The organism is Lentzea sp. JNUCC 0626 (assembly GCF_043632865.1).
Taxonomy (GTDB): Bacteria; Actinomycetota; Actinomycetes; order Mycobacteriales; family Pseudonocardiaceae; genus Lentzea.
This window is the reverse complement of record NZ_CP171635.1, coordinates 9,011,850-9,032,084: the sequence shown is the minus strand read 5'-3', so window position 1 is coordinate 9,032,084 and position 20,235 is coordinate 9,011,850. Positions and strand designations below refer to the sequence as shown.

Below are 20,235 nucleotides of genomic sequence, written 5' to 3'. Positions count from 1 at the left end.
ATGGTAGCTACTCCGCTGAGCCGTTCGGAGCAACCTTGCTCCAGAGCTTGCCCGCCGCGCCCATGACGGACTCGCCGATGTCGTTGATCGTCTTGATCAGCGGGTCGGCGGAGTTGTTCATGGACTCGCGGTACGACCGGGCTGCGCCCTTGATGTCGTCGGTCAGGTTGTTCGTCGGCCGGTCGTCCTCGCGGCGCGCGTACGTGCCGGTCAGGATCTCGCGGTACTCCTCGCTGGCCGACCAGCGCTGCAGCTCCGCTGCCCGCACCACTACCAGCGGATGCGTGCGGTGCTCGGTGTGCAGGAGCTTGAGGAGGCTGTCGCGGATGTCCTCGACCTCCTCGTACTCCTTCGCCTGGGCGAGGAACGACGCGATGTCGACCTGGCCGCCGAGGTCGCCCGCGAGCGCGAGGTGCGTGCGCAACGCGGCCTGCGGGTCCTGGCAGGCCAGCAGGCCCGCCCGGTCGCAGGAGAGCTCGGTCTTGCGCTGCCACTCGCGCAACGCCGCGATGACCGCGCGCATCGCGATGGCACCCGCGGGCACCCACGCGAACGACGTGGTCAGGTCGATGAGCCGGCGCAGCAGCGTGTTGTAGAGCGCGTGGCCCGACATCGCGTGGCCCATCTCGTGGCCGATCAGGAAGCGCAGCGACTCGTTGTCGAGCAGGTCGACCGCGCCCGTGCTGATCACGATGAACGGCTTGTCGATGCCGTAGGTGTAGCCGGTCGCCTGCGCGTTGCGCTCGACGAAGAGCTCGGGCACCTCGGCGAGGTCGAACGTCGCCGCCACCTCGTTGCGGATGCGGTCGAGCTGCGGGTACTGCTTGGGACCCACCCGGACGGAGGACGCGACCTGAAGCAGGCGCTCCCCGCGTTCGGTGAAGGCCCCGGCGACCGCCTTGAGGATCGGTGCCACAGCGGGCACCGCCCTCAGCACCGCGAGGGCGCCTCGGTCGGCAGGATGCTCATAGGCGCGTGGGCTGATGCCCGGGAACCGCACCCTCGATGACTGCTCAATATCCCCCGTCACACCATCCAGGTTAGACACGATCCGGACAAGGCTGCACGGAATCGGCTCCAGACCGTTGCAAACTTGCGCGGTGAGCAGCGACGAAGACACCACGGTTCTGCCCCTGCGCGGCGGCGCCTCAGCGACCCTGGTCCGCCGGCGGGCGGTGGCCAACGACCGCGGCGCGATCCTCTACGTGCACGGTTTCGCGGACTACTTCTTCCAGGAGCACGTGGCCGAGCACTACACGGCCCAGGGCTACGACTTCTACGCCGTGGACCTGCGCGGTTACGGACGGTCGCTGCGCGAGGGCGAGCTGCCGAACTACACCACCGACATCTCCGTCTACTTCGAGGAGATCGACGCGGCGATCGCGGCCATTCGCGAAGAGCACTCACGTGTGGTGCTCATGGGGCACTCGACGGGTGGCCTCACCACGTCGTTGTGGGCGCACGAACGGCGGGCCGGCGACCTCATCGACGCGTTGGTGCTCAACAGCCCGTGGCTCGACGTCGTCGAACCGCCGCTCGTGCGGCAGATCGTGAAGGTGCTCGGCGGTGTCGCGCCGAAGGTGAAGATCCGCGCGAACCTCGGCGAGGCGTACGGGGCGGCGATCCACAACTCGCGCAACGGCGAGTGGGACTTCGACCTGAAGTGGAAGCCGCTCGCGGGCTTCCCGGTGCTCGCCGGGTGGATCCGGGCCGTGCTGCTGGGCCAGGAGAAGGTCCACAAGGGACTCGACGTGCGGGTGCCCGTCCTGGTGCTGCACTCGGACAGGAGCATGTTGAACGCCAAGGAGTGGAGCGAGGACGTCTCGAAGGCCGACGCCGTGCTCGACGTCGAGGGCATGCGCAAGTGGGGCCCGAAGATCGGATCATCGGTCAAGGTCGTGGAGATCAAGGCGGGCATGCACGACCTGTTCCTGTCGCCTGCGCCAGTGCGTGCGGCGGTCTTCGCCGAGGTGGACGAGTTCCTGAAAACGGCTTGACCTCGTTGTAGGTCGAGGTTCGAGACTGGTCGTCATGAACATCGACTTCAACGCCTGGTACGCGCTCGAAAGCGCGATGCAAGACGAGAAGAGCCGCCGCGTGAGCCGGGCGACGTTGAAGCGTGTCGCCCGGTTCGCGCGCCCGCAACGCCGTGCCGTGTACGGACTTCTGGCCACGTCCTCGGTCGCCGCGGTGCTCGCGGTGGCGTCGCCGGTGCTCGCCGGACGGGTGGTCGACACGATCATCGCGGGCCAGGACTTCGGGCTGGTCGTGTGGCTGGCGCTGGCGATCGCCGGCGTCGCGGTGCTGGAGGCCGGGTTCTCCCTGGTCGAGCGGTGGCAGTCGTCGCGGGTCGGCGAGGACCTGATCCTGCGGCTGCGGCAGGCGGTCTTCGACCACGTGCAGCGGATGCCGATCGCGTTCTTCACCCGCACGCGCACCGGCGCGTTGGTCTCCCGCCTGAACAACGACGTGATCGCGGCGCAGCGGGCGTTCTCCGAGACGATCTCCGGGGTGGTCACGAACGTGATCGCCCTCGTGCTGACCCTGGCCGTGATGCTGACGCTGTCGTGGCAGGTCACGGTGCTGGCGATGGTGCTGCTGCCGATCTTCCTGATCCCGGCGCGGCGGATGGGCAAGCGTTTGGCATCGATGCACCGCGAGGCCGCGAACCTCGACTCGGCGATGACCACTCAGATGACCGAACGGTTCTCCGCCCCCGGTGCCACGTTGATCAAGCTGTTCGGTCGTCCGGCGTTGGAGAGCGCGGAGTTCGGTGCGCGCGCTCGACGCGTGCGGGACATCGGCGTGCGGACGGCCGTGGCGCAGTGGTTGTTCCTCGTGGCGTTGACGCTCGTGTCGTCGTTGGCGCTGGCTTTGGTCTACGGGCTGGGTGGCTGGTTCGTGTTCCAGGGCCAGATGGCGCCGGGCACGATCGTGACGCTGGCGCTGCTGCTGACGCGGTTGTACGCGCCGTTGACGGCGTTGGCCGGCGCACGGGTGGACGTGATGACGGCGCTGGTGTCGTTCGAGCGGGTCTTCGAGGTGCTGGACCTGCCGCCGTTGATCAAGGAGAAGCCCGAACCGGTGGCCGTGCCGGACGGTCCGGTGGAGGTCGAGTTCGCGGACGTGAAGTTCGCCTACCCGTCCGCGGACAAGGTCTCGATCGCGTCGCTGGAGGAGGTCGCCTCGCTCGACACCCGCGGCGGCGAGGAGATCCTCGGCGGGGTGTCCTTCACGGCCGCGCCGGGGTCGCTGATCGCGCTGGTCGGCGCGTCGGGTGCGGGCAAGTCGACGATCGCGTCGCTGGTGCCCCGGTTGTACGACACCGACTCCGGCACGGTCCGGCTGTCCGGTGTGGACGTTCGCGACCTGTCGTTCGACTCGATCCGCGAGACCGTGGGCATGGTGACGCAGGACGGGCACCTGTTCCACGAGTCGATCGGAGCGAACCTGCGACTGGCGGCTCCCACGGCCACCGACGAGGAGATCTGGGACGCTTTGGGGCGTGCCCGGCTCGCGGACCTGGTGGCGTCGTTGCCGGATCAGTTGGACACCGTCGTCGGCGAACGCGGTTACCGTCTTTCCGGCGGTGAACGGCAACGGCTGACGATCGCGCGGCTGCTGCTGGCCAAACCGCGCGTGGTGATCCTGGACGAGGCCACCGCGCACCTGGACTCGCGGTCGGAGGCGGCGGTGCAGGAGGCACTGGTCGAGGCGCTGGCCGGGCGAACGTCGCTGGTGATCGCGCACCGGCTCTCGACCATCCGCGCGGCGAACCAGATCCTCGTCGTCGACGCCGGTCGGATCGTTGAACGTGGTACGCATGAAGTGTTGCTGGCCAAGGAAGGCCACTACGCCAAGCTGTACCGCACTCAGTTCAGCGAAGAGCCGATCGGAGCACCGTGACGATTCCCTCGCCCGACAACCTCTACCCGTTGCCGGACTACGCGCGCACGGTGTTGCTCAAGCCGTTGGTGAAGAACCCGCAGATCGAGGTCGGCGAGTACACCTACTACGACGATCCACACCACGCCACGGAGTTCGAGCAGCGCAACGTCCTCTACAACTACGGCACCGAGAAGCTGGTCATCGGCCGTTACTGCGCACTGGCCGAGGGCGTGCGGTTCATCATGTCCGGCGCCAACCACAGCATGGCGGGCGTGTCGACGTTCCCGTTCACGATCTTCGGCGGCGTCTGGGGCGAGAAGACGCTGGACATCGCTCTGGGGGCGCCTTCGCGGGGCGACACGGTGGTGGGCAACGACGTCTGGATCGGCTACAACGCGCTGATCATGCCGGGCGTGCACATCGGCAACGGCGCGATCGTCGCGGCCGGATCCGTTGTGGTGTCGGACGTTCCGGCGTACGGCATCGTCGGCGGCAACCCGGCGTCGCTGATCAAGAAGCGCTACTCCGACGCCGATGTCGAGTTGCTGGAACGCATCGCGTGGTGGGACTGGCCGGTGGAGAAGGTGACGGAGCACGTCCGCGTGATCATGTCCGGCACGCCCGCCGACCTGGCTGAGGTCGCCTCGTAGAGCTCTGGAGGACGTCGCCGGCGGGCGGGACCGGTCCCCTGACATCAGGGCAGGCTGGGCGCCGGCGGAGGAGAGATGAATGTGGTCATGTCCGAAGGCTGATCGGTGCGAGTGCTGCGGGAGCTCCGCCGACCTGGTTCTGGAAGTCCGTCCGTTCTACCCCGAGGAGACGGCGCCTTTCACGAGGGTGCGGTACGCCTGCGCGACCTTCTGCCAGCGCTGCTTCCAGCAGGGCAGGACGTTCCTGGCCATGCTCGGCGAGGACGTCATCCACGATCGGATGGCCGACCACGAACGTGGGCATCGCCCAAAGGCGTCCTAGAACTTCACGAACTGCCCTCGTGGTGGCTGACGGTGGAGCGTCAGCCGGCGAACTGAGCGAAGACGCGTCGCACGACGGCGAGGTCGACTGAGGTCTCGTAGTACTCCTGCGCCCACTTCCGGTACGCCTCGGGCGTCCCGTCGGTCAGCAGGGCGAACATCCAGCCGGCGCCGTCGTCACCGTTCTCCGGGAAGTCGATCTCGCCGTGCCTCCACGCCGTGTCGCCGTGCTCGCGCCACAGGCACACCGTGATGCGCGGCGTCTCCTCGTCGCAGAACGCCGGTTCCTCCAGACAAGCGCGGAACACCTCGGGCACGGAGTCGACGACACCGGGCCACGGCTCGCCGTCATCGGTGGCGTACGGGCTCATGTCCGACTCGTGGTCGAACCCGCGCACGAACGCGCCCGCAGCCGTGAACGTGATCGAGTACTCGTTGCCCGAACCGTCCTGCATGGACGCCATCTCCTCGCCAGGCGCCCAGTCCGCGTCGTACTGGTAGTAGCGGTAGTCGTCGTCCGGGTCCATGACGGCGTCCATCGCGGCCAGCGCACGGCATCGCGCGCGCAACTCCGGGATCGCGGGCAGGCTGCGGGCGAGGTCGTACGCGGTCATGGAGCTCATCCAAGCAGTGATCGTCGGCGTCCGAGTGAACTTCGCTGACGAATGCGTCCGAGCGCGCGATCATCAGCGCATGGAGTACGACCGCTACTGCGACCTGACCATGCGGGGCGGCACGACCAGCGGCGTCGTGTACCCGCTCGCGGTCGCCTCGCTGGCCCGCCACTACGAGTTCAAGCAGATCGGTGGCGCGTCCGCCGGGGCGATCGCGGCAGGGTTCACCGCGGCGGCGGAGAGAGGGCGCGCAGCCGGTGGGTTCGACAAGCTCGCCGGGTTGATCGACTGGTTCACGTCCGGGTCCGGTGCCGAGCGGTGGCGGATGGCGCAGCTGTTCCAGCCCGCCGAGAAGACGCGAGCGCTGTACCGGATCGTGGTGGCGTCCATGCAGAAGCGCGAGACGACCGGACGCAGCGCGATCACGTGCCTGTTCTTCGCGTTGCTCGGTGCGGTCGGGTTGCGGGCGAAGGCCGTGCTCGGGCTGATGGCGTTGCTGTGGCTCGGCGGGCCGGTGCTGTACTCGGGCTGGCTCGCGCCGGCGGGTTATCCGGGGTGGCTCGCGGTGGCGGTGAGCGTGGTCGCGCTGGCGTGCCTGGTGATCGTGGTGTGGCCGTTGCGGTCGAGTTTGCCTTGGCCCGCGGCGGTTTTCGCGCTGGTGCCGTTGGTGCTCGGGCTGGCGTTCAGCAGGCACTACGCGACGGCGGCGATCGTCGTGCTGGTGTGGCTGGTGCTGACGCTGGCGGCGGTGAGCGCTTTGATCGTCACGTACGGGTACGCGATGCAGCGGTTCCTCAAGGACAACGCGCGGTCCATCCACTTCGGACTCGTGCCCGGCACCGGCGACTACCGGCCGTCGTGGCTCGACCGGATGGCGGGCGTGCCGCGGTCGACGGGCGTGCCGCCGCTGGCCGACTGGATCGCGGACCAGTTGGACGACCTGGCGGGCACCGACGAGGCGTTGACGTTCGGCGACCTCGGCGACATCAACCTCGTGCTGATGACCACGGACCTGTCCGAGGGGCGGCCGTACCGGTTGCCGTTCAAGGAGGAGTGGCAGTACTGCGAGGAGTGTCTCGGGTACGTGCTGCCGGCGCGGGTCGTCGAGCAGCTGGACGGGTCGGTCACCTTCGACAAGTGCCCGCTGCACGAGCACATGCCGTTGCGCGCGTTGCCCGAACGCGACCGACTGCCGGTCGTGCTCGCCGTGCGGATGTCGCTGTCGTTCCCCGGCCTGATCGCCGCCGTGCCGCTGTGCCGCGGCGGCCGCGTGCACTGGTTCTCCGACGGCGGCATCACCAGCAACTTCCCGATCCACTTCTTCGACGCGCTGCTGCCGCGCTGGCCCACGTTCGGCCTGAGCCTCCAGCCCTACCCGGCGGGCGACACGACCGACGTGTGGCTGCCGGAGCAGGACGCCTCGGCCTCGGGCACGCACTACGCGGCGCTGAACTCGATGCCGCGCTTCCTGGTGTCCATCTTGGACACCTTCCTGGACTGGCGCGACACCATGCAGTCCGCGCTGCCCGGTTACCGCGGCCGCATCGCGCACGTCCGCCAGTCCGACGACGAGGGCGGCTCGAACCTGTTCATGCCGCCCGACACGATCAAGCGGCTGGCGGAGCGCGGCCAGAAGGCGGGCGACCTGCTGCGCGAACGGTTCGAGCAGCAGCAGAACACCGACCGCTACCGGTGGATCCGGCTGCGCATGGCCCTGCGCGAGTACCAGGAACTGGGCGTGCAGGCCGCCGACCGCGAGGCCCTGTACGACGACCTGCTCGCGCGGTTCCAGATCCCGGCCGAGCTGCACGACTGGTTCCGCACGCCACCGACCGACGGTGACCCGTTCCGCGCGGACATCGAGGTGGCGCTCGACCACGTCGGACGGCTGAAGGACGACGGGCCGTTCGACGGGGTGCCGCCGGTGGACCCGGATTTGCGGCTGACACCGCCGGAGTAGCCGCGCTAGCCTGGTCCCGTGACGCGATTTAGCCACCCCCGACCTGCGTGGGTGGCGCGCGCCTGAACTTCCCGTCGGTCGGGGGACTCCGCACCCCACACCGACCAGAACGGGAATCCTCATGTACCGCACCGAAGAACTCCTGCACGCCCTGAACGTCCGCGACCTCACCGATCCCGCGCAGGGCCCGCACGCGCTCCAACTCCTGATCGACGACCTGACCGGTGTCCTGCGCAACCCGCAGATCGTCCGCCACCACCCGGTCGTGCCGGTGGAGCACAACTACGAACTCCTCGGCTACCCGGCGGACGCCGTCACCAGGGAAGCCCGCTACACCAGGTACGTCAGCGAGACGTGCATGCTGCGCAGCCACACGTCGGCGATGATCCCGCCCGCGCTGAGGCACGCCGCCCCGGACGTCACGCTGGTCTGCCCCGGCGTCGTCTACCGCCGCGACACCGTCGACCGCCTGCACACCGGCACCCCGCACCAACTCGACGTCTGGCGCGTCAGCACGAACGAGGAACCACTCGACGACCTCATCGACTGCGTCGTCACGACCCTGTTGCCCGGCAAGCGTTATCGCACGATCGACGCAGAACACCCGTACACCACGCACGGCAAGCAGATCGATGTGGAACACCAGAACGAATGGGTCGAGATCGGCGAGTGCGGAAGGGCCGCGCGGCACGTCCTGAAGCACCACCCGCACGGCCTCGCGATGGGCCTCGGCCTGGACCGGATCCTCATGCTGCGCAAGGAGATCCCGGACATCCGCCTGCTGCGCAACGAGGACCCGCGCATCGCGGTCCAGATGCTCGACCTGACTCCCTACCGGCCGATCTCCAGGCACCCGGCCGCGATCCGGGACATCTCGATCATGGCCGGCGAGCACGACGACGTCGAAACCCTCGGCGACCGCATCCGCGCGCTGGTACCGGAGGACGTAGTAGAGGAAATCCAAATCCTCAGCGAAACGCCGACCGCCCAGCTACCCGATCACGTCCGGGAACGGCTGAACGCTGAGCCAGGCCAGAAGAACGTGCTCATCCGCGTGACGATGAGGGCGCCGGAACGCACCCTCACCGACCGCGAGACCAACGAGATCAGGGACAGGTTGCTTCAGGGCTTGCGGGCGACGGCGCCGTAGATGCCCACGTGGGCCTCGTCGAAGGAGTCCGGGCGCCAGTCGTTGACCGCGACGACGCCCGGCTCCAGCAGTTCCATGCCGTCGAAGAACTTCGTGACCTCGGCGTGCGTGCGCATCTTGAGTTGGTTGTCGGAGTTGCTGTAGATCTTGGCGATCTCCGCCGCCTCGGCCTTCTCCTCGGCGGAGAGCGTGTCCCAGGTGGCGTGGGTGATCGCGAGGTGCGAGCCGGACGGCAGCCCGGACATGTACTCGGCGACGGCCTCGTACGGGCTGTCGGTGTCCTGGATGAAGTGCAGCGCGGCGATGATCAGCACGCCGACCGGGCGGCTGAAGTCGAGGACCTCGCGGGCGCCGGCGAGCACCGTCGAGGTGGCGCGCAGGTCGGCCAGCAGCGCGGACGCGTTGGGGTTGTCGGCCAGCAGCGCGTTGCTGTGGGAGACGGCGACCGGTTCGAAGTCGACGTACACCACGCGGGCGTTCGGGTTGTCGTGCTGGGCGATCTCGTGCACGTTGCCCACGGTCGGGATGCCCGAGCCGAGGTCGAGGAACTGGTCGACGCCCTGCGCCAGCAGGTGGCGGACGACCCGGCGCAGGAACGAGCGGTTCGCCTGCGCGCTCTGGGCGACGCCGGGGAAGATCTGCTCCACCTGCTTGGCTGCGGCTCGGTCGGCCTCGAAGTTGTGCGAGCCACCCAGGTAGTAGTCGTACATCCGCGCGACGCTCGGGCGCGTGACGTCGACGGTCGACGGGACCCACTTCAGCTCTTCCTTCACGCCCGCATCCTCCGTTGTCGCCGCACGGGTGTCCACCGCCACACATCCGAACCGGATCGGTTCCGCTCCCGTGCTAGGAACCATGCACTCCAGCACCGCTGAACGCCACGCGAGGTTCCGCCACCTCAGGGAACGCTCGCCGGTGCACTTCGACGCCGATATCGGTGGCTGGTGCATCACCCGTTACGACGACGTACTCACAGTGCTCGACCTGGAGTCCGACGCCCCGGAACCGTTACCCAGACGGGCTATCGCGCACGCCGTGAAGCTCGCCAGGCCGGTGATCACGCTGAGCGCGCTCGAGATGCTCGACGCCGACGACACCGCGTTCGCCGAGTCCGTCGCGGCCACGGCGGCCGAGGCGTTCACGCTCGCGCACGGCGTGGAGGCGTTCGCGGCGACGGCCCTCGCGACCACCCAGGCGTTCCTCACCAACGCCTTGCGCGCCCTCCAAGACCACCCCGATCAGGCGACGCTGCTCCGCAACTCCCCCGAACTCACCAAGGACGCCGTCGAGGAACTGCTGCGGTTCGACACCCCGATCCCGATCGCTCCCGCCCGCCGGACGCCCCGCGCCGTGGTGCTGAGCGGGCGTACGGTCGAAGCGGGCGAGACGCTCCTGCCGTTCGTCGCGGCGGCCAACCGGTGCTCGGTGAAATTTCCCGGCGGCGACCGTCTCGACCTGCGACGCAAGCCCGTGGGAGTGCTTTCCTCGTGCCCCACGAGCACGGCGCTCGCCCGCGTCACCGGCGAGATTGCGCTGGTCAGACGCCTGAAGGCCACTGCTCGCTGAGAGCGAACACCCCGGGGGAACACCAGCAGACTCCAGTTGGTTGAGCGGTACAGACTCAACTTTGGAGGATGACGAGATGGGCGAAACGCTGGCCCTGCCGGTACTGCCGCTGGACGACGTCGTGGTGCTGCCCGGCATGGTGGTGCCGATCCGCATCTCCGGTGCGGAAGCGAGCTCCGAGGCCCGCGCGGCGGTAGACGCCGCCACGACCGCAGCAAATCATCAAGTGCTCCTCGTCCCACGGCTGGACGGGAAGTACGCGGCAGTGGGCACACTGGCCGAGATCGAACAGGTCGGCCGGCTGCCCGGTGGCGAACGCGCCGCCGTCGTGCGCGGCACCAAGCGCGTGCGCATCGGCACGGGCACCACGGGGCCGGGCGCGGCGCTGTGGGTGAACGCGACGGTCGCGGACGACTCCGTGATCACCGACCGGACCCGCGAGCTCGCTCGTGAGTACCGCGCGATCGTGACGAACATCCTGCAGACGCGCGGCGCGTGGCAGATGGTCGACTCGGTGCAGCAGATCACCGACCCGTCGGCGCTCGCGGACCTCGCGGGCTACGCCCCGTACCTCGACGATCAGCAGAAGATCTGGCTGCTGGAGACGTCCGACGTCACCACCCGGCTGGAGAAGCTCGTCGAGTGGGGCCAGGCGCACCTGACCGAGCTCGACGTGAACGAGACGATCGCGAAGGACGTCAAGGAAGGCGTCGAGAAGCAGCAGCGGGAGTTCCTGCTGCGCCAGCAGATGGCCGCGATCCGCAAGGAGCTGGCCGAGCTCGACGGCAAGCCCGCGACCGAGCAGGACGACTACCGCGCCCGCGTCGAGGCGGCGGACCTGCCGGAGAAGGTCGCGAAGGCGGCCCTCGCCGAGGTCGACAAGCTGGAGCGCACCTCCGAGCAGTCGCCCGAGGTGGGCTGGATCCGGACGTGGCTCGACACCGTCCTCGAGATGCCGTGGAACGAGCGGACCGAGGACTCTTACGACATCAAGGCGGCACGCGAGGTCCTCGACGCCGACCACGCGGGCCTCGACGACGTGAAGCAGCGCATCACGGAGTACCTGGCCGTGCGCAAGCGTCGTGCCGACCGCGGCATGGGCGTGGTGGGCGGACGTCGTTCCGGCGCCGTGCTCGCGCTGACGGGCCCTCCCGGCGTCGGCAAGACGTCGCTCGGCGAGTCCGTGGCCCGCGCGATGGGCCGCAAGTTCGTGCGGGTCGCCCTGGGCGGCGTGCGCGACGAGGCCGAGATCCGCGGTCACCGCCGCACGTACGTCGGCGCGTTGCCGGGCCGGATCGTCCGGGCGATCAGCGAGGCCGGTTCGATGAACCCGGTCGTGCTGCTCGACGAGATCGACAAGGTCGGTTCGGACTACCGCGGCGACCCGACGGCGGCGTTGCTCGAGGTGCTGGACCCGGCGCAGAACCACACGTTCCGCGACCACTACCTGGAGGTCGAGCTCGACCTGTCGGACGTGGTGTTCCTCGCGACCGCGAACGTCCTGGAGTCGATCCCGGCGCCGTTGCTCGACCGCATGGAGCTCGTCCAACTGGACGGCTACACCGAGGACGAGAAGGTCACGATCGCCAGTGGCCACCTGCTGCCCCGCCAGATCGAACGCGCCGGCCTCACGCCTGAGGACGTCACGTTCGAGAAGCCCGCGCTGCACCAGCTCGCGAGCGAGTACACGCGGGAAGCCGGTGTGCGGCAGTTGGAACGGGCCCTCGCGCGAATCCTGCGCAAGGTGACCGCCAAGGTCGCGCTGGGCGAGCAGGAACTGCCCATCGTGGTCGACCAGCCGTCGCTCAAAGGCTACATCGGCAGCCCGAAGAACACGCCGGAGTCAGCGGAACGCACGGCTGTCCCAGGCGTGGCAACGGGTCTGGCCGTCACGGGTGTCGGCGGCGACGTGCTGTTCATCGAGGCCTCGCTGGCCCCGAAGGACACCGGCTCGACCGGCGTCACGCTCACCGGCCAACTCGGCGACGTGATGAAGGAGTCGGCGCAGATCGCGTTGTCCTACCTGCGATCGCACGACGAGAGGGCCGCGGCACTGGCCGACCGAGGCGTGCACATCCACGTCCCGGCGGGTGCGGTGCCGAAGGACGGACCGTCGGCCGGCGTCACGATGACGACGGCGCTGGCGTCGCTGCTCTCGGGCCGCCCGGTGCGTTCCGACGTGGCGATGACGGGCGAGATCTCGCTGACCGGCCGGGTGCTGCCGATCGGTGGCGTGAAGCAGAAGCTGCTGGCCGCTCACCGTGCGGGCATCACGACCGTGCTGCTGCCCCAGCGCAACGAGCCGGACCTCGATGATGTGCCGGAGTCGGTGCGTGAGCAGCTGACGGTGCACTTCGTCTCGGACGTGGCCCAGGTGCTGGAGCACGCACTCTCGAAGGAGACCGTCGCGACCGTTGCGGCGTAACGGCTTCCTCGTTTAGACCCCTCGTGGGGGCAGTAGCGGCGACTGCTGCCCCCACGAGGCTTTTTCGTTTCTACAGACCAACGTCGATGACGAGCCGGTTCGGGTTCGTCAGCGTGAACACCCGGTGCCACGAGTAGGGGTTGCTGTAGCCGACAGCGACCCCGAGCGTGGCCTCGAAGTCACAGGTGAGCGCGACTCCGCGGACGTGACTCAAGCCGGGCGTCGCGAAGTTCTGCGACCCGGTGTATGTCAGGTTCCCGTTGTCGTCGTGCGCGGCCGCACCGATCAACGTGACCGACAGGATCTCGTTGACGCCAGGAGCCGCGATGGCGATCGGGTTCCCCGACGCGCAGTGCGACACGCTGGTGACCTCGCTGACCCGGTGCTCCGACGGCAGCCCGGACAGGTCGAGCACCACGCGGCTGAACCCCACGTGCTGCCCGGTCCGGATGTTCGACAGCGTGGGCGTGCCCTGCGCCGACGCCACCGGCGCCAGCGTGAACACGGCCAGCACCGCCACGAGCAGTGCGACAAGACGTCTGTTCATCTTCGGCCCCCTCTCAGGGCTCTTGCGACACCCTGAAGACGTGTGAGCTAGACCACAGTTGCTTTAGTACGAGTAGATGTCGATGACGACCCGGTCCGGGTTGGTCAGCGTGAACACCTTGTGCCACGAGTTCGCGTCGTTGTACCCGACGGCGATGCCGAGCGTCGCCTCGAAGTCACACGTGATCGCGATGCCCTTGACGTTGGTGAGCCCCTGCGGCACGAAGTTGCGCGGTCCCGGGTACGTCAGCTGGAAGTTCTCGTCGTAGGACGCGGCCCCGTGGAACATCGTCTCCAGGATCTCGTTGCCGCCCACCGGAACCGGATTCCCGGAGCCGCAGTTCGACACCTCGTTGGTCTCGCGGGACAGCGAGTTGCTCGGCAGCCCGTTCATGTCGAGCACGATCCGCTCGAAGTTCTCGTGCTTGCCCGTGCGGATGTTCGTCAGCTCCGCGTGCCCGCTCGCCGACGCCACCGGCACCACCGTGAACACAGCGGCCACCGCAAGCAGCACCGCTCCCAGTCGCTTCTTCACGCGTCTCCCCCGTCAGCTGTTGTTGAAGTCGATGACGACACGGCTCGGGTTGTCCAGGAACGAGACCGTGTACGCCCGTCCCGTGCCCACGTAGCCGATCCCGAAGCTCAGGTGCGCCTCGAAGTCGCAGGTGTTCGAGACGCTGCGGACCTTCTTGAGGCCAGGCGTGTCGAACCTGCGCGCCCCGGTGTAGTTGTGCGCGTTGGCCGGCTGCATGGTGATCTCGACGAACTCGTCACCGTTCGCCTCGATGTCCTTGCCGGACGCGCAGTGGACCAACTGCGAAGTCCGCCCGTGCGTGACGGTCGGCCGAGCCCCGTTGAACTCGAACACGACCCGGTCGAACGTCGCGTGCTGCCCGGTCCGGATGGCTGTCAGCTCGTTCCCCTCGGCCGCCCCCGCCGACCCGACACCCGCCGCCATCCCCGCGACGACGAGCACTGCTGCTGCAACTCGCTTCATCTCTCCCCCTCTACCCAGAAGACTCCCGCGTACGACACGCGATACCCCTGTCCCCTGGTTGCCTGTTCACCCCAGAAAGTCCTCCAGCGGCACCGGCGTCAGCCCGTCCTGCTTCGCCCGGTTCAAAAACGCCGTGAAGTCCTCCACGAACGTCGTCCGGAAGTGCATCAACACGATGTCGCCCTTGTTGAGCTTGTCCCCCTGCTGAAACTGCACCCGCCCGTCGTTGACGGCGGCAGTCCAGTTGACCAGCGCCTTGAAGCCACAACTGGCCGCAGCGTGCCGAGTAGTCGCGTCGTAGTTCCCGAACGGCGGCCGGAACAACGTGGGTCGCTTCCCGTAGTCCCCCGCCAGGAAGTCGGCGTTGCCGCAGATCTCGTTCTTCTGGAACTCGAACCCCTTCCCTTGCAGGTTGGGGTGGTTGCTCGTGTGGCTGTGCACCGTCACCGGCAACTGCTTGAAGTAGTCCTTGTGCCCCTCGGCGTACTTCGTGTTGAGGAACACCGAAGGCCACACCCCGGCCTCGATCATCAGCTCCCGAGCCTTCGGATGCTGCACCGCACCGTCGTCGATCGTGATGAACACGTACGGCTTGTCCGTCTCAATCCGCGTGACGACAGGCACCATCCCGTCCACCACAGCCGGCGCCTTCGCCTGCACCGTCCCGTACGGATAGGGCGGCTCGAACATGCGCTTCAGCCGCTCAGACGTAGTGGTGGTGACCGGCGCGTTGGACGTCGTCAACACCGGCGCCCCACCCTGCACCCCAGGCGCGTCGGCACACGACACCACCCCGGCAACCAGCAAAAAGGCAGCAAAAAGCCGCAACCTGGACATCACAATTCCCCCTCCACCCGGAGGACGTCGCGCAGCCCCCGCCGGTTGCACGGGGATAGGGTCGAACTGATCACAAGAGGAGGACTCCATGAGCCTTGAGCGCCCAGTCGCACCAGACCCCTACCTGCTGCTCCCCGAGGTGGGCACCTTCACCGTCACCTCGACGGACGTGCGCGACGGCGAACAGCTCCCCGACGCCCAAGTCTTCGAAGGCGGCAACACCTCACCCCAACTCGCCTGGTCCGACTTCCCAGCGGAAACCCGCAGCTTCACCGTCACCTGCTACGACCCGGACGCCCCCACCCCCTCAGGCTTCTGGCACTGGGTAGCCGTCAACCTCCCGGCAACCACCACCCAATTGGACACCGGAGCAGGCACCTCCGATGACACACTTCCGGGTGACGCCTTCCACGTCCGCTCCGACTACAGCACCCGAGCGTTCGGCGGCGCGGCCCCACCGAAGGGCGACCAGCCCCACCGCTACTACTTCGTGGTGCACGCGGTAGACGTGGACAAGCTGGAAGTGGACGAGAACGCCTCAGCCGCAGTGGTGAGCTTCAACCTGGCCTTCCACACGCTGGCAAGGGCCATCATCACCCCGACCTACCAGCACTGAGAGGCACGCCGGACAGAACGCGAAGCCGAAGGCGAGCAGTCCTTCAGCCGCACTGAGCGCGAGGCTTCGGCGGTGGGGTCCCATCACGAGTCGCGCCATAGCTCTTGCTGCACCGCTCTTGGCTCGACTTGTGATGGGACCCCACCGCCAACGCAACCAACAACGCAACAGGCAGCCGCCCAACACAAACAGGCGTGCCATCAACCCGCTCGCAGCGCTGGCCCCCTGATCAGATTGCCGGGGTCTGGGGCAGAGCCCCAGGGAACGCACGCAACGCGAACCCGCCAACGCAACAAGACCACCTACGGACCCCACGCGTCCGTAAGCCCCACGTAATCCCCGCCCAGGAACACAACCACCCCAGAAATGGTTGGATCCACACGTGAGGCACTTCGACCTGGTCATCATCGGCACCGGCTCCGGCAACAGCATCCCGACGGAAGCCATGGCAGGCTGGCAAATCGCCATCCTGGAAAAGGGCACCTTCGGCGGCACCTGCCTGAACGTGGGCTGCATCCCCACCAAGATGTTCGTCCACACCGCAGACCAGGCCGCAGCCCCGGCCAACGCCAAGAAACTGGGCGTGGACGCACACACCGACACAGTCCACTGGCCAGAAATCCGGGACCGGATCTTCAACCGGATCGACCCGATCGCCGAAGGCGGCCGCAACTGGCGAGCCAACGAGAACGCGAACGTCACGGTCTACGAAGGCACCGCCCACTTCATCGACGCCCACACCATCGACACGGGCACCGGCGAGACCATCACCGCGGACCGAATCGTCCTGGCAGCCGGCAGCCGCCCCACCATCCCGGCCATCGCCGACCTGGACACCACCGGCTACCACACCAGCGACACGATCATGCGCCTTGACGAGCTCCCGGAAAGCCTGATCATCATCGGCAGCGGCTTCATCGCCTCGGAGTTCGCGCACGTCTTCAGCAGCTTCGGCGTCAAGGTCACCTTGATCGCCCGCTCGAACCTCCTCCTCCGCCACGAGGACCTCGACATCGCCGAACGCTTCACCGAGATCGCGCAGACCAAGTGGAACGTCCTGCTCAACCGCAAGACCACCCGCGCCGAGAAGACCGCAACCGGCGTCAGGCTCCACCTGGAGGGCCCGAACGGCGAGGAAACCGTTGAGGCGCAACAGCTCCTCATCGCGGTCGGCAGGCAGCCGAACACCGACCTGCTCCACGTCGACAACGCCGGCCTCGACACCCACGCGGACGGCCGCATCAAGGTCGACGAGTTCCAGAAGACCAACCAGCCGCACATCTTCGCGATGGGCGACATCAGCTCGGAGTACCAGCTCAAGCACGTCGCGAACCACGAGGCCAAGGTCGTGCGGCACAACCTGGAGCACCCGGACGACCAGATCAAGTCCGACCACCGCTTCGTCCCGGCCGCCGTGTTCTCCAGCCCGCAGATCGCCAGTGTCGGGCTCACCGAGGAGCAGGCCAAGGAAAAGGGCATCCGGTACGTGACCGCCACCCAGGCCTACGCCTCCATCGCGTACGGCTGGGCCATGGAGGACACGACCGGCTTCGCCAAACTGCTGGCCGACCCGGCCACCGGTCAGATCCTCGGCGCGCACATCATCGGCCCGCAGGCGTCGTCGGTGATCCAGCCGTTGATCCAGGCGATGAGCTTCGGGCTGGACGCGAAGACCATGGCACGCGGGCAGTACTGGATCCACCCGGCGATGCCGGAACTGGTCGAGAACGCTCTCCTGAGCCTCCCGCTGGACTGAAGGCCTTAAACGACAGGGACTTCCGCCGCTGCCGAAAACAACGCGAACCAACAACGATGCAGCGATGACTGACAGAGTCCTCGTCGCCTACACCTCGACGATCGCCGCCACAGATGAGATCGCCGAAATCATCGGCACCGAACTCGCGGGCTGCGGGTTGAGAGTCACCGTGCTCTCCATCGCCGCAGCCGAGACGCTCGACGGGTTCGGTGCCGTGATCATGGGTGACGCGGCCACCCGCGACGCGCAACGGTTCGTCAAGCGGCACAAGGTATCCCTCAAGAGCACGCCCCTGTGGCTGTTCCACCGCGGCACGCCACCGGTGCCCAACGACGTCACGCGCATGATCCGCAAACTGGGTGCGAGCGGCCCGATCAGCTTCGGCGGCGCGGCCCCCGACTGGGACCGCGCCAAGGCCTGGGCCCGCTACCTCGCCGACCAGCTGACCGTCCTGCACCGCGGTTTCGCGTCGAACTAGAAACCCTCAGGCCTGCTGGATCCGGACGGTGTTGCCCGCCGGATCCCGGAACACGCAGTCCCGCACGCCCCACGGCTGGTCGGTCGGCTCCTGCACGACGTCCGCGCCACCGGCCTGGAGCTTGTCGAACGCCCCCTCCAGATCAGGCGTGGCCAGGTTGATGAACGCGTACGAGCCGTTCGAGATCATCTCGGCAATGGCGGTCCGCTGAACCTCCGTCAACCCGTCCGCCATGGCAGGCGGCTCCAAAACAACGGACGACGCGGCGCCGATGGGCGCGACGGTGATCCACCGCATCGTGCCCTTGCCGACGTCCGCGCGGACCTCCCAGCCGAGCAGGTCGCGGTAGAACGCCAGCGAGGCGTCGGGATCGGTGTGCGGCAGGAACGTGGCGTGAATCGTGATGTCCATGCCGACAACGCTAGGACCTGCGAGAACGCCAGGCTTCTCGATTCCTGACCAACACTCAGACGTACCGCGGACGACCGGCCATCATGCCCAGCACGGTCAACGCCGCCAGCAACACCAGCTGCACCGTCAACGACACCGTCCAGGTCCCGGTCGCCTCCCGCAGCACCCCGAACGCGAACGGCCCGGAAGCCGCGATCAGGTACCCGATGCTCTGCGCCATCGCCGACAGCCGAGCGGTGTCCGAAGTGGACTTGGTGCGCAACGACATGATCAGCAGCGCGAGCGGGAACATGCCCATCCCGAACCCGATCAGCACCACCCACAGCCCGGGAGCGGCGGAAGGCGCCACGAGCATCCCCAGCATGCCGGCGAACGACAGCACGCCGAGCACCAGCACCACCGGCGCCTGACTGGAGAACCGCGCGGCGATCGGCGGCACGAACAGGCTCACCGGCACGCTCAGCAGCATCGAGACGGCGAGCAGCATCCCGGCGGTGTTCCGGTCCACGCCGGAGTCGACGAGCATCGCTGGCAGCCAGCCCATGACGGTGTAGGCGAACAGCGACTGCAGCCCGAAGAACACCGTGATCACCCACGCCAGCGGGCTGCGCAGCAACGAGCGCTGCGCGACAGGAGCGGCCGACCGCACGACCGAGGCCGCCGAACCGTGGCGCGCCCCCGCGAACCAGACCACCACAGCCCCGAGCGACAGCAACGCCCAGGCGCCGACGGCGAGCCGCCACGACCCGAGCCAGTCCTCCAGCCGCGGCGTCAGAGCAGCCGCCAGAGCCGCACCGGCCGACAAGGCGCCGGTGTACACACCGGTGATCAGCCCCACGCGATCGGGGAACGACGCCTTCACGACGACCGGGATCAGCACGTTCGACACCGCGATGCCGGCGCACGCGATGAAGGTGCCGCCCAGCACGACCCACGGACCGTCGATCACGCGCAGCACCAGGCCGAGCGTGAGCACCCCCAGGGAAAGTCCGATCGCGCGGGCCATGCCGAGGCGGCGACCCAGCCAGGGCGCGGCAAACGCCGCGAAGCCGAAACAAAGCACCGGAACGGCCGTCAGCGCACTGGTCCATGCGGCCGAAACCCCAAGGGCGGCGCGGACATCACCGAGCACCGAGGCCAGACTGGTCACCGCCGGACGGAGATTCGCGGCAGCGAGGGCGACCCCGATCGCGAGCAACGCGGACCCGACCAGCGGAACGTGACGATTCATGACGACCGTCACCCTGCGACCCGGATCGGTGGCAGTCTGTGCGGCAAGAGTCGTCTGCTTCATCGTCACGCGCTTCACTATCGCAGACGTAGGATGTTCGGATGAAAGGACGACGCTGTGCCGTTGGCCACTACCCGACGGGCGGGCCTGGTCGACCAGGTGATCGAGCAGATGCGGGGCGCGATCACGACTGGTGAATGGCCCGTCGGGCAGCGCATCCCGCCCGAGCCCGAGCTGGTCACCGCGCTCGGGGTGGGCAGGAACACGGTCCGCGAGGCCGTGCGCGCGCTCTCCCACGCCGGACTGCTGGAGGTGCGGCAGGGCGACGGCACGTTCGTCCGCGCCACCAGCGAACTCTCCGGCGCGGTCCGCCGCATGTGCGGAACGGAGCTCAAGGAAGTGCTCCAGGTCCGTCGCACCCTCGAGATGGAGGGCGCCCGCCTGGCCGCCAAGCACCGCACCGAGGCCGAACTCGCGCGCCTCACCGACGTGCTGGCCAAGCGCGACGCGGCCATGGAGAACGAGCAGTGGGCCGAGGTGATCGAGCACGACACCGCGTTCCACGTGCTGCTCGTCCAGTGCTCGCACAACGCGCTTCTAGCGGAGCTCTACCAGGGCTTGACCGAGGCCGTCAAAGCTTCGGTGGCGGCCTCTGTCGACACCAGCCAGCCTGGTCAGGACCAGGTGTCGCACACCGGGCTGCTGCACGCGGTCCGCGACGGTGACCAGGAGAAGGCGGCGATCGAGGCAGGCGGTTTCTTCGAGGAGCTGATCGAGAAGTTCTGCTGA

Annotated in this window: 21 protein-coding genes; 12 read left to right on the top strand and 9 right to left on the bottom strand. The window is 68.0% G+C overall.

Translation table 11 applies throughout. The annotated features are described in order from the left end of the window. Positions 1-7: 7 nt before the first annotated feature. The gene (locus JNUCC0626_RS42365) at positions 8-1,030 is read right to left on the bottom strand and encodes a M48 family metallopeptidase (RefSeq protein WP_394616258.1); all 1,023 of its coding nucleotides are present in this window, start codon (positions 1,028-1,030) and stop codon (positions 8-10) included. A gap of 70 nt (positions 1,031-1,100) precedes the next feature. Here JNUCC0626_RS42365 and JNUCC0626_RS42360 point away from each other — a divergent pair, with 70 nt between their 5' ends. The 4 genes from JNUCC0626_RS42360 (at position 1,101) to JNUCC0626_RS42345 (ending at position 4,860) form a co-directional block, all read left to right on the top strand. Further along, complete coding sequence (locus tag JNUCC0626_RS42360) at positions 1,101-1,997, top strand: alpha/beta hydrolase (RefSeq protein ID WP_394616257.1); 897 nt, start codon at positions 1,101-1,103, stop codon at positions 1,995-1,997. 34 nt (positions 1,998-2,031) lie between these two features. Then, positions 2,032-3,906 (top strand): ABC transporter ATP-binding protein, encoded by a 1,875-nt coding sequence (locus JNUCC0626_RS42355; RefSeq protein ID WP_394616256.1) that lies wholly within the window; start codon positions 2,032-2,034, stop codon positions 3,904-3,906. Then, positions 3,903-4,538 carry a CatB-related O-acetyltransferase gene (locus JNUCC0626_RS42350; protein ID WP_394616255.1) on the top strand — a complete coding sequence of 212 codons (636 nt, stop codon included), beginning with the start codon at positions 3,903-3,905 and terminating at the stop codon, positions 4,536-4,538. The genes JNUCC0626_RS42355 and JNUCC0626_RS42350 overlap by 4 nt, the downstream gene beginning before the upstream one ends. 79 nt (positions 4,539-4,617) lie before the next feature. Beyond that, positions 4,618-4,860, top strand: a complete 243-nt coding sequence (locus JNUCC0626_RS42345; RefSeq protein ID WP_394616254.1) for a hypothetical protein — start codon at positions 4,618-4,620, stop codon at positions 4,858-4,860. A gap of 40 nt (positions 4,861-4,900) precedes the next feature. Here JNUCC0626_RS42345 and JNUCC0626_RS42340 read toward each other — a convergent pair whose 3' ends face one another. Beyond that, the gene (locus JNUCC0626_RS42340) at positions 4,901-5,473 is read right to left on the bottom strand and encodes a hypothetical protein (protein ID WP_394616253.1); all 573 of its coding nucleotides are present in this window, start codon (positions 5,471-5,473) and stop codon (positions 4,901-4,903) included. A 79-nt stretch (positions 5,474-5,552) separates the two neighbouring features. Here JNUCC0626_RS42340 and JNUCC0626_RS42335 point away from each other — a divergent pair, with 79 nt between their 5' ends. Beyond that, positions 5,553-7,433 carry a patatin gene (locus JNUCC0626_RS42335; protein ID WP_394616252.1) on the top strand — a complete coding sequence of 627 codons (1,881 nt, stop codon included), beginning with the start codon at positions 5,553-5,555 and terminating at the stop codon, positions 7,431-7,433. 121 nt (positions 7,434-7,554) lie between these two features. Continuing rightward, positions 7,555-8,583 (top strand): hypothetical protein, encoded by a 1,029-nt coding sequence (locus tag JNUCC0626_RS42330; RefSeq protein WP_394616251.1) that lies wholly within the window; start codon positions 7,555-7,557, stop codon positions 8,581-8,583. Here the strand turns inward: JNUCC0626_RS42330 and JNUCC0626_RS42325 are convergent. After that, complete coding sequence (locus tag JNUCC0626_RS42325) at positions 8,556-9,356, bottom strand: SAM-dependent methyltransferase (RefSeq protein ID WP_394616250.1); 801 nt, start codon at positions 9,354-9,356, stop codon at positions 8,556-8,558. The genes JNUCC0626_RS42330 and JNUCC0626_RS42325 overlap by 28 nt on opposite strands. Before the next feature lie 82 nt (positions 9,357-9,438). Between JNUCC0626_RS42325 and JNUCC0626_RS42320 the strand changes: the two genes are divergently transcribed. Together JNUCC0626_RS42320 and lon are read left to right on the top strand one after the other, a co-directional pair. After that, positions 9,439-10,149: a hypothetical protein gene (locus JNUCC0626_RS42320; RefSeq protein WP_394616249.1), complete on the top strand. Its 711-nt coding sequence runs from the start codon at positions 9,439-9,441 to the stop codon at positions 10,147-10,149. A 76-nt stretch (positions 10,150-10,225) separates the two neighbouring features. Then, positions 10,226-12,574 carry an endopeptidase La gene (lon, locus tag JNUCC0626_RS42315; protein WP_394616248.1) on the top strand — a complete coding sequence of 783 codons (2,349 nt, stop codon included), beginning with the start codon at positions 10,226-10,228 and terminating at the stop codon, positions 12,572-12,574. Positions 12,575-12,644: 70 nt separating this feature from the next. Here lon and JNUCC0626_RS42310 read toward each other — a convergent pair whose 3' ends face one another. From JNUCC0626_RS42310 to JNUCC0626_RS42295, 4 genes are all read right to left on the bottom strand, one after another. Beyond that, positions 12,645-13,121, bottom strand: coding sequence for an AMIN-like domain-containing (lipo)protein (locus JNUCC0626_RS42310; protein WP_394616247.1), 477 nt, complete (start codon positions 13,119-13,121; stop codon positions 12,645-12,647). A 63-nt stretch (positions 13,122-13,184) separates the two neighbouring features. Beyond that, complete coding sequence (locus JNUCC0626_RS42305; protein WP_394616246.1) at positions 13,185-13,655, bottom strand: AMIN-like domain-containing (lipo)protein; 471 nt, start codon at positions 13,653-13,655, stop codon at positions 13,185-13,187. A gap of 12 nt (positions 13,656-13,667) precedes the next feature. Beyond that, a complete protein-coding gene (locus JNUCC0626_RS42300) occupies positions 13,668-14,117 on the bottom strand; it encodes an AMIN-like domain-containing (lipo)protein (RefSeq protein ID WP_394616245.1) in 450 nt (149 codons plus the stop codon). A gap of 66 nt (positions 14,118-14,183) precedes the next feature. Then, on the bottom strand, positions 14,184-14,864 hold the full coding sequence (locus tag JNUCC0626_RS42295; RefSeq protein ID WP_394616244.1) for a polysaccharide deacetylase family protein: 681 nt from the start codon (positions 14,862-14,864) through the stop codon (positions 14,184-14,186). Between the two features lie 178 nt (positions 14,865-15,042). On the opposite strand from JNUCC0626_RS42295, the gene JNUCC0626_RS42290 reads away from it, so the two are divergent. The 3 genes from JNUCC0626_RS42290 to JNUCC0626_RS42280 all read left to right on the top strand — a co-directional run bounded on the left by JNUCC0626_RS42290 (position 15,043) and on the right by JNUCC0626_RS42280 (position 17,804). After that, a complete protein-coding gene (locus tag JNUCC0626_RS42290; protein WP_394616243.1) occupies positions 15,043-15,570 on the top strand; it encodes a YbhB/YbcL family Raf kinase inhibitor-like protein in 528 nt (175 codons plus the stop codon). Positions 15,571-15,952: 382 nt separating this feature from the next. Further along, positions 15,953-17,326, top strand: coding sequence for a mycothione reductase (locus JNUCC0626_RS42285; protein WP_394616242.1), 1,374 nt, complete (start codon positions 15,953-15,955; stop codon positions 17,324-17,326). Between the two features lie 64 nt (positions 17,327-17,390). Then, entirely contained in the window at positions 17,391-17,804 is a 414-nt protein-coding gene (locus JNUCC0626_RS42280) for a hypothetical protein (RefSeq protein WP_394616241.1), read from the top strand. A 6-nt stretch (positions 17,805-17,810) separates the two neighbouring features. Here the strand turns inward: JNUCC0626_RS42280 and JNUCC0626_RS42275 are convergent, their stop codons facing one another. Both JNUCC0626_RS42275 and JNUCC0626_RS42270 read right to left on the bottom strand, forming a co-directional pair. Next, a complete protein-coding gene (locus JNUCC0626_RS42275) occupies positions 17,811-18,215 on the bottom strand; it encodes a VOC family protein (RefSeq protein WP_394616240.1) in 405 nt (134 codons plus the stop codon). Positions 18,216-18,270: 55 nt separating this feature from the next. Continuing rightward, entirely contained in the window at positions 18,271-19,446 is a 1,176-nt protein-coding gene (locus tag JNUCC0626_RS42270; protein WP_394616239.1) for a CynX/NimT family MFS transporter, read from the bottom strand. Positions 19,447-19,563: 117 nt separating this feature from the next. Here JNUCC0626_RS42270 and JNUCC0626_RS42265 point away from each other — a divergent pair, with 117 nt between their 5' ends. Beyond that, positions 19,564-20,235, top strand: a complete 672-nt coding sequence (locus JNUCC0626_RS42265; protein ID WP_394616238.1) for a FadR/GntR family transcriptional regulator — start codon at positions 19,564-19,566, stop codon at positions 20,233-20,235.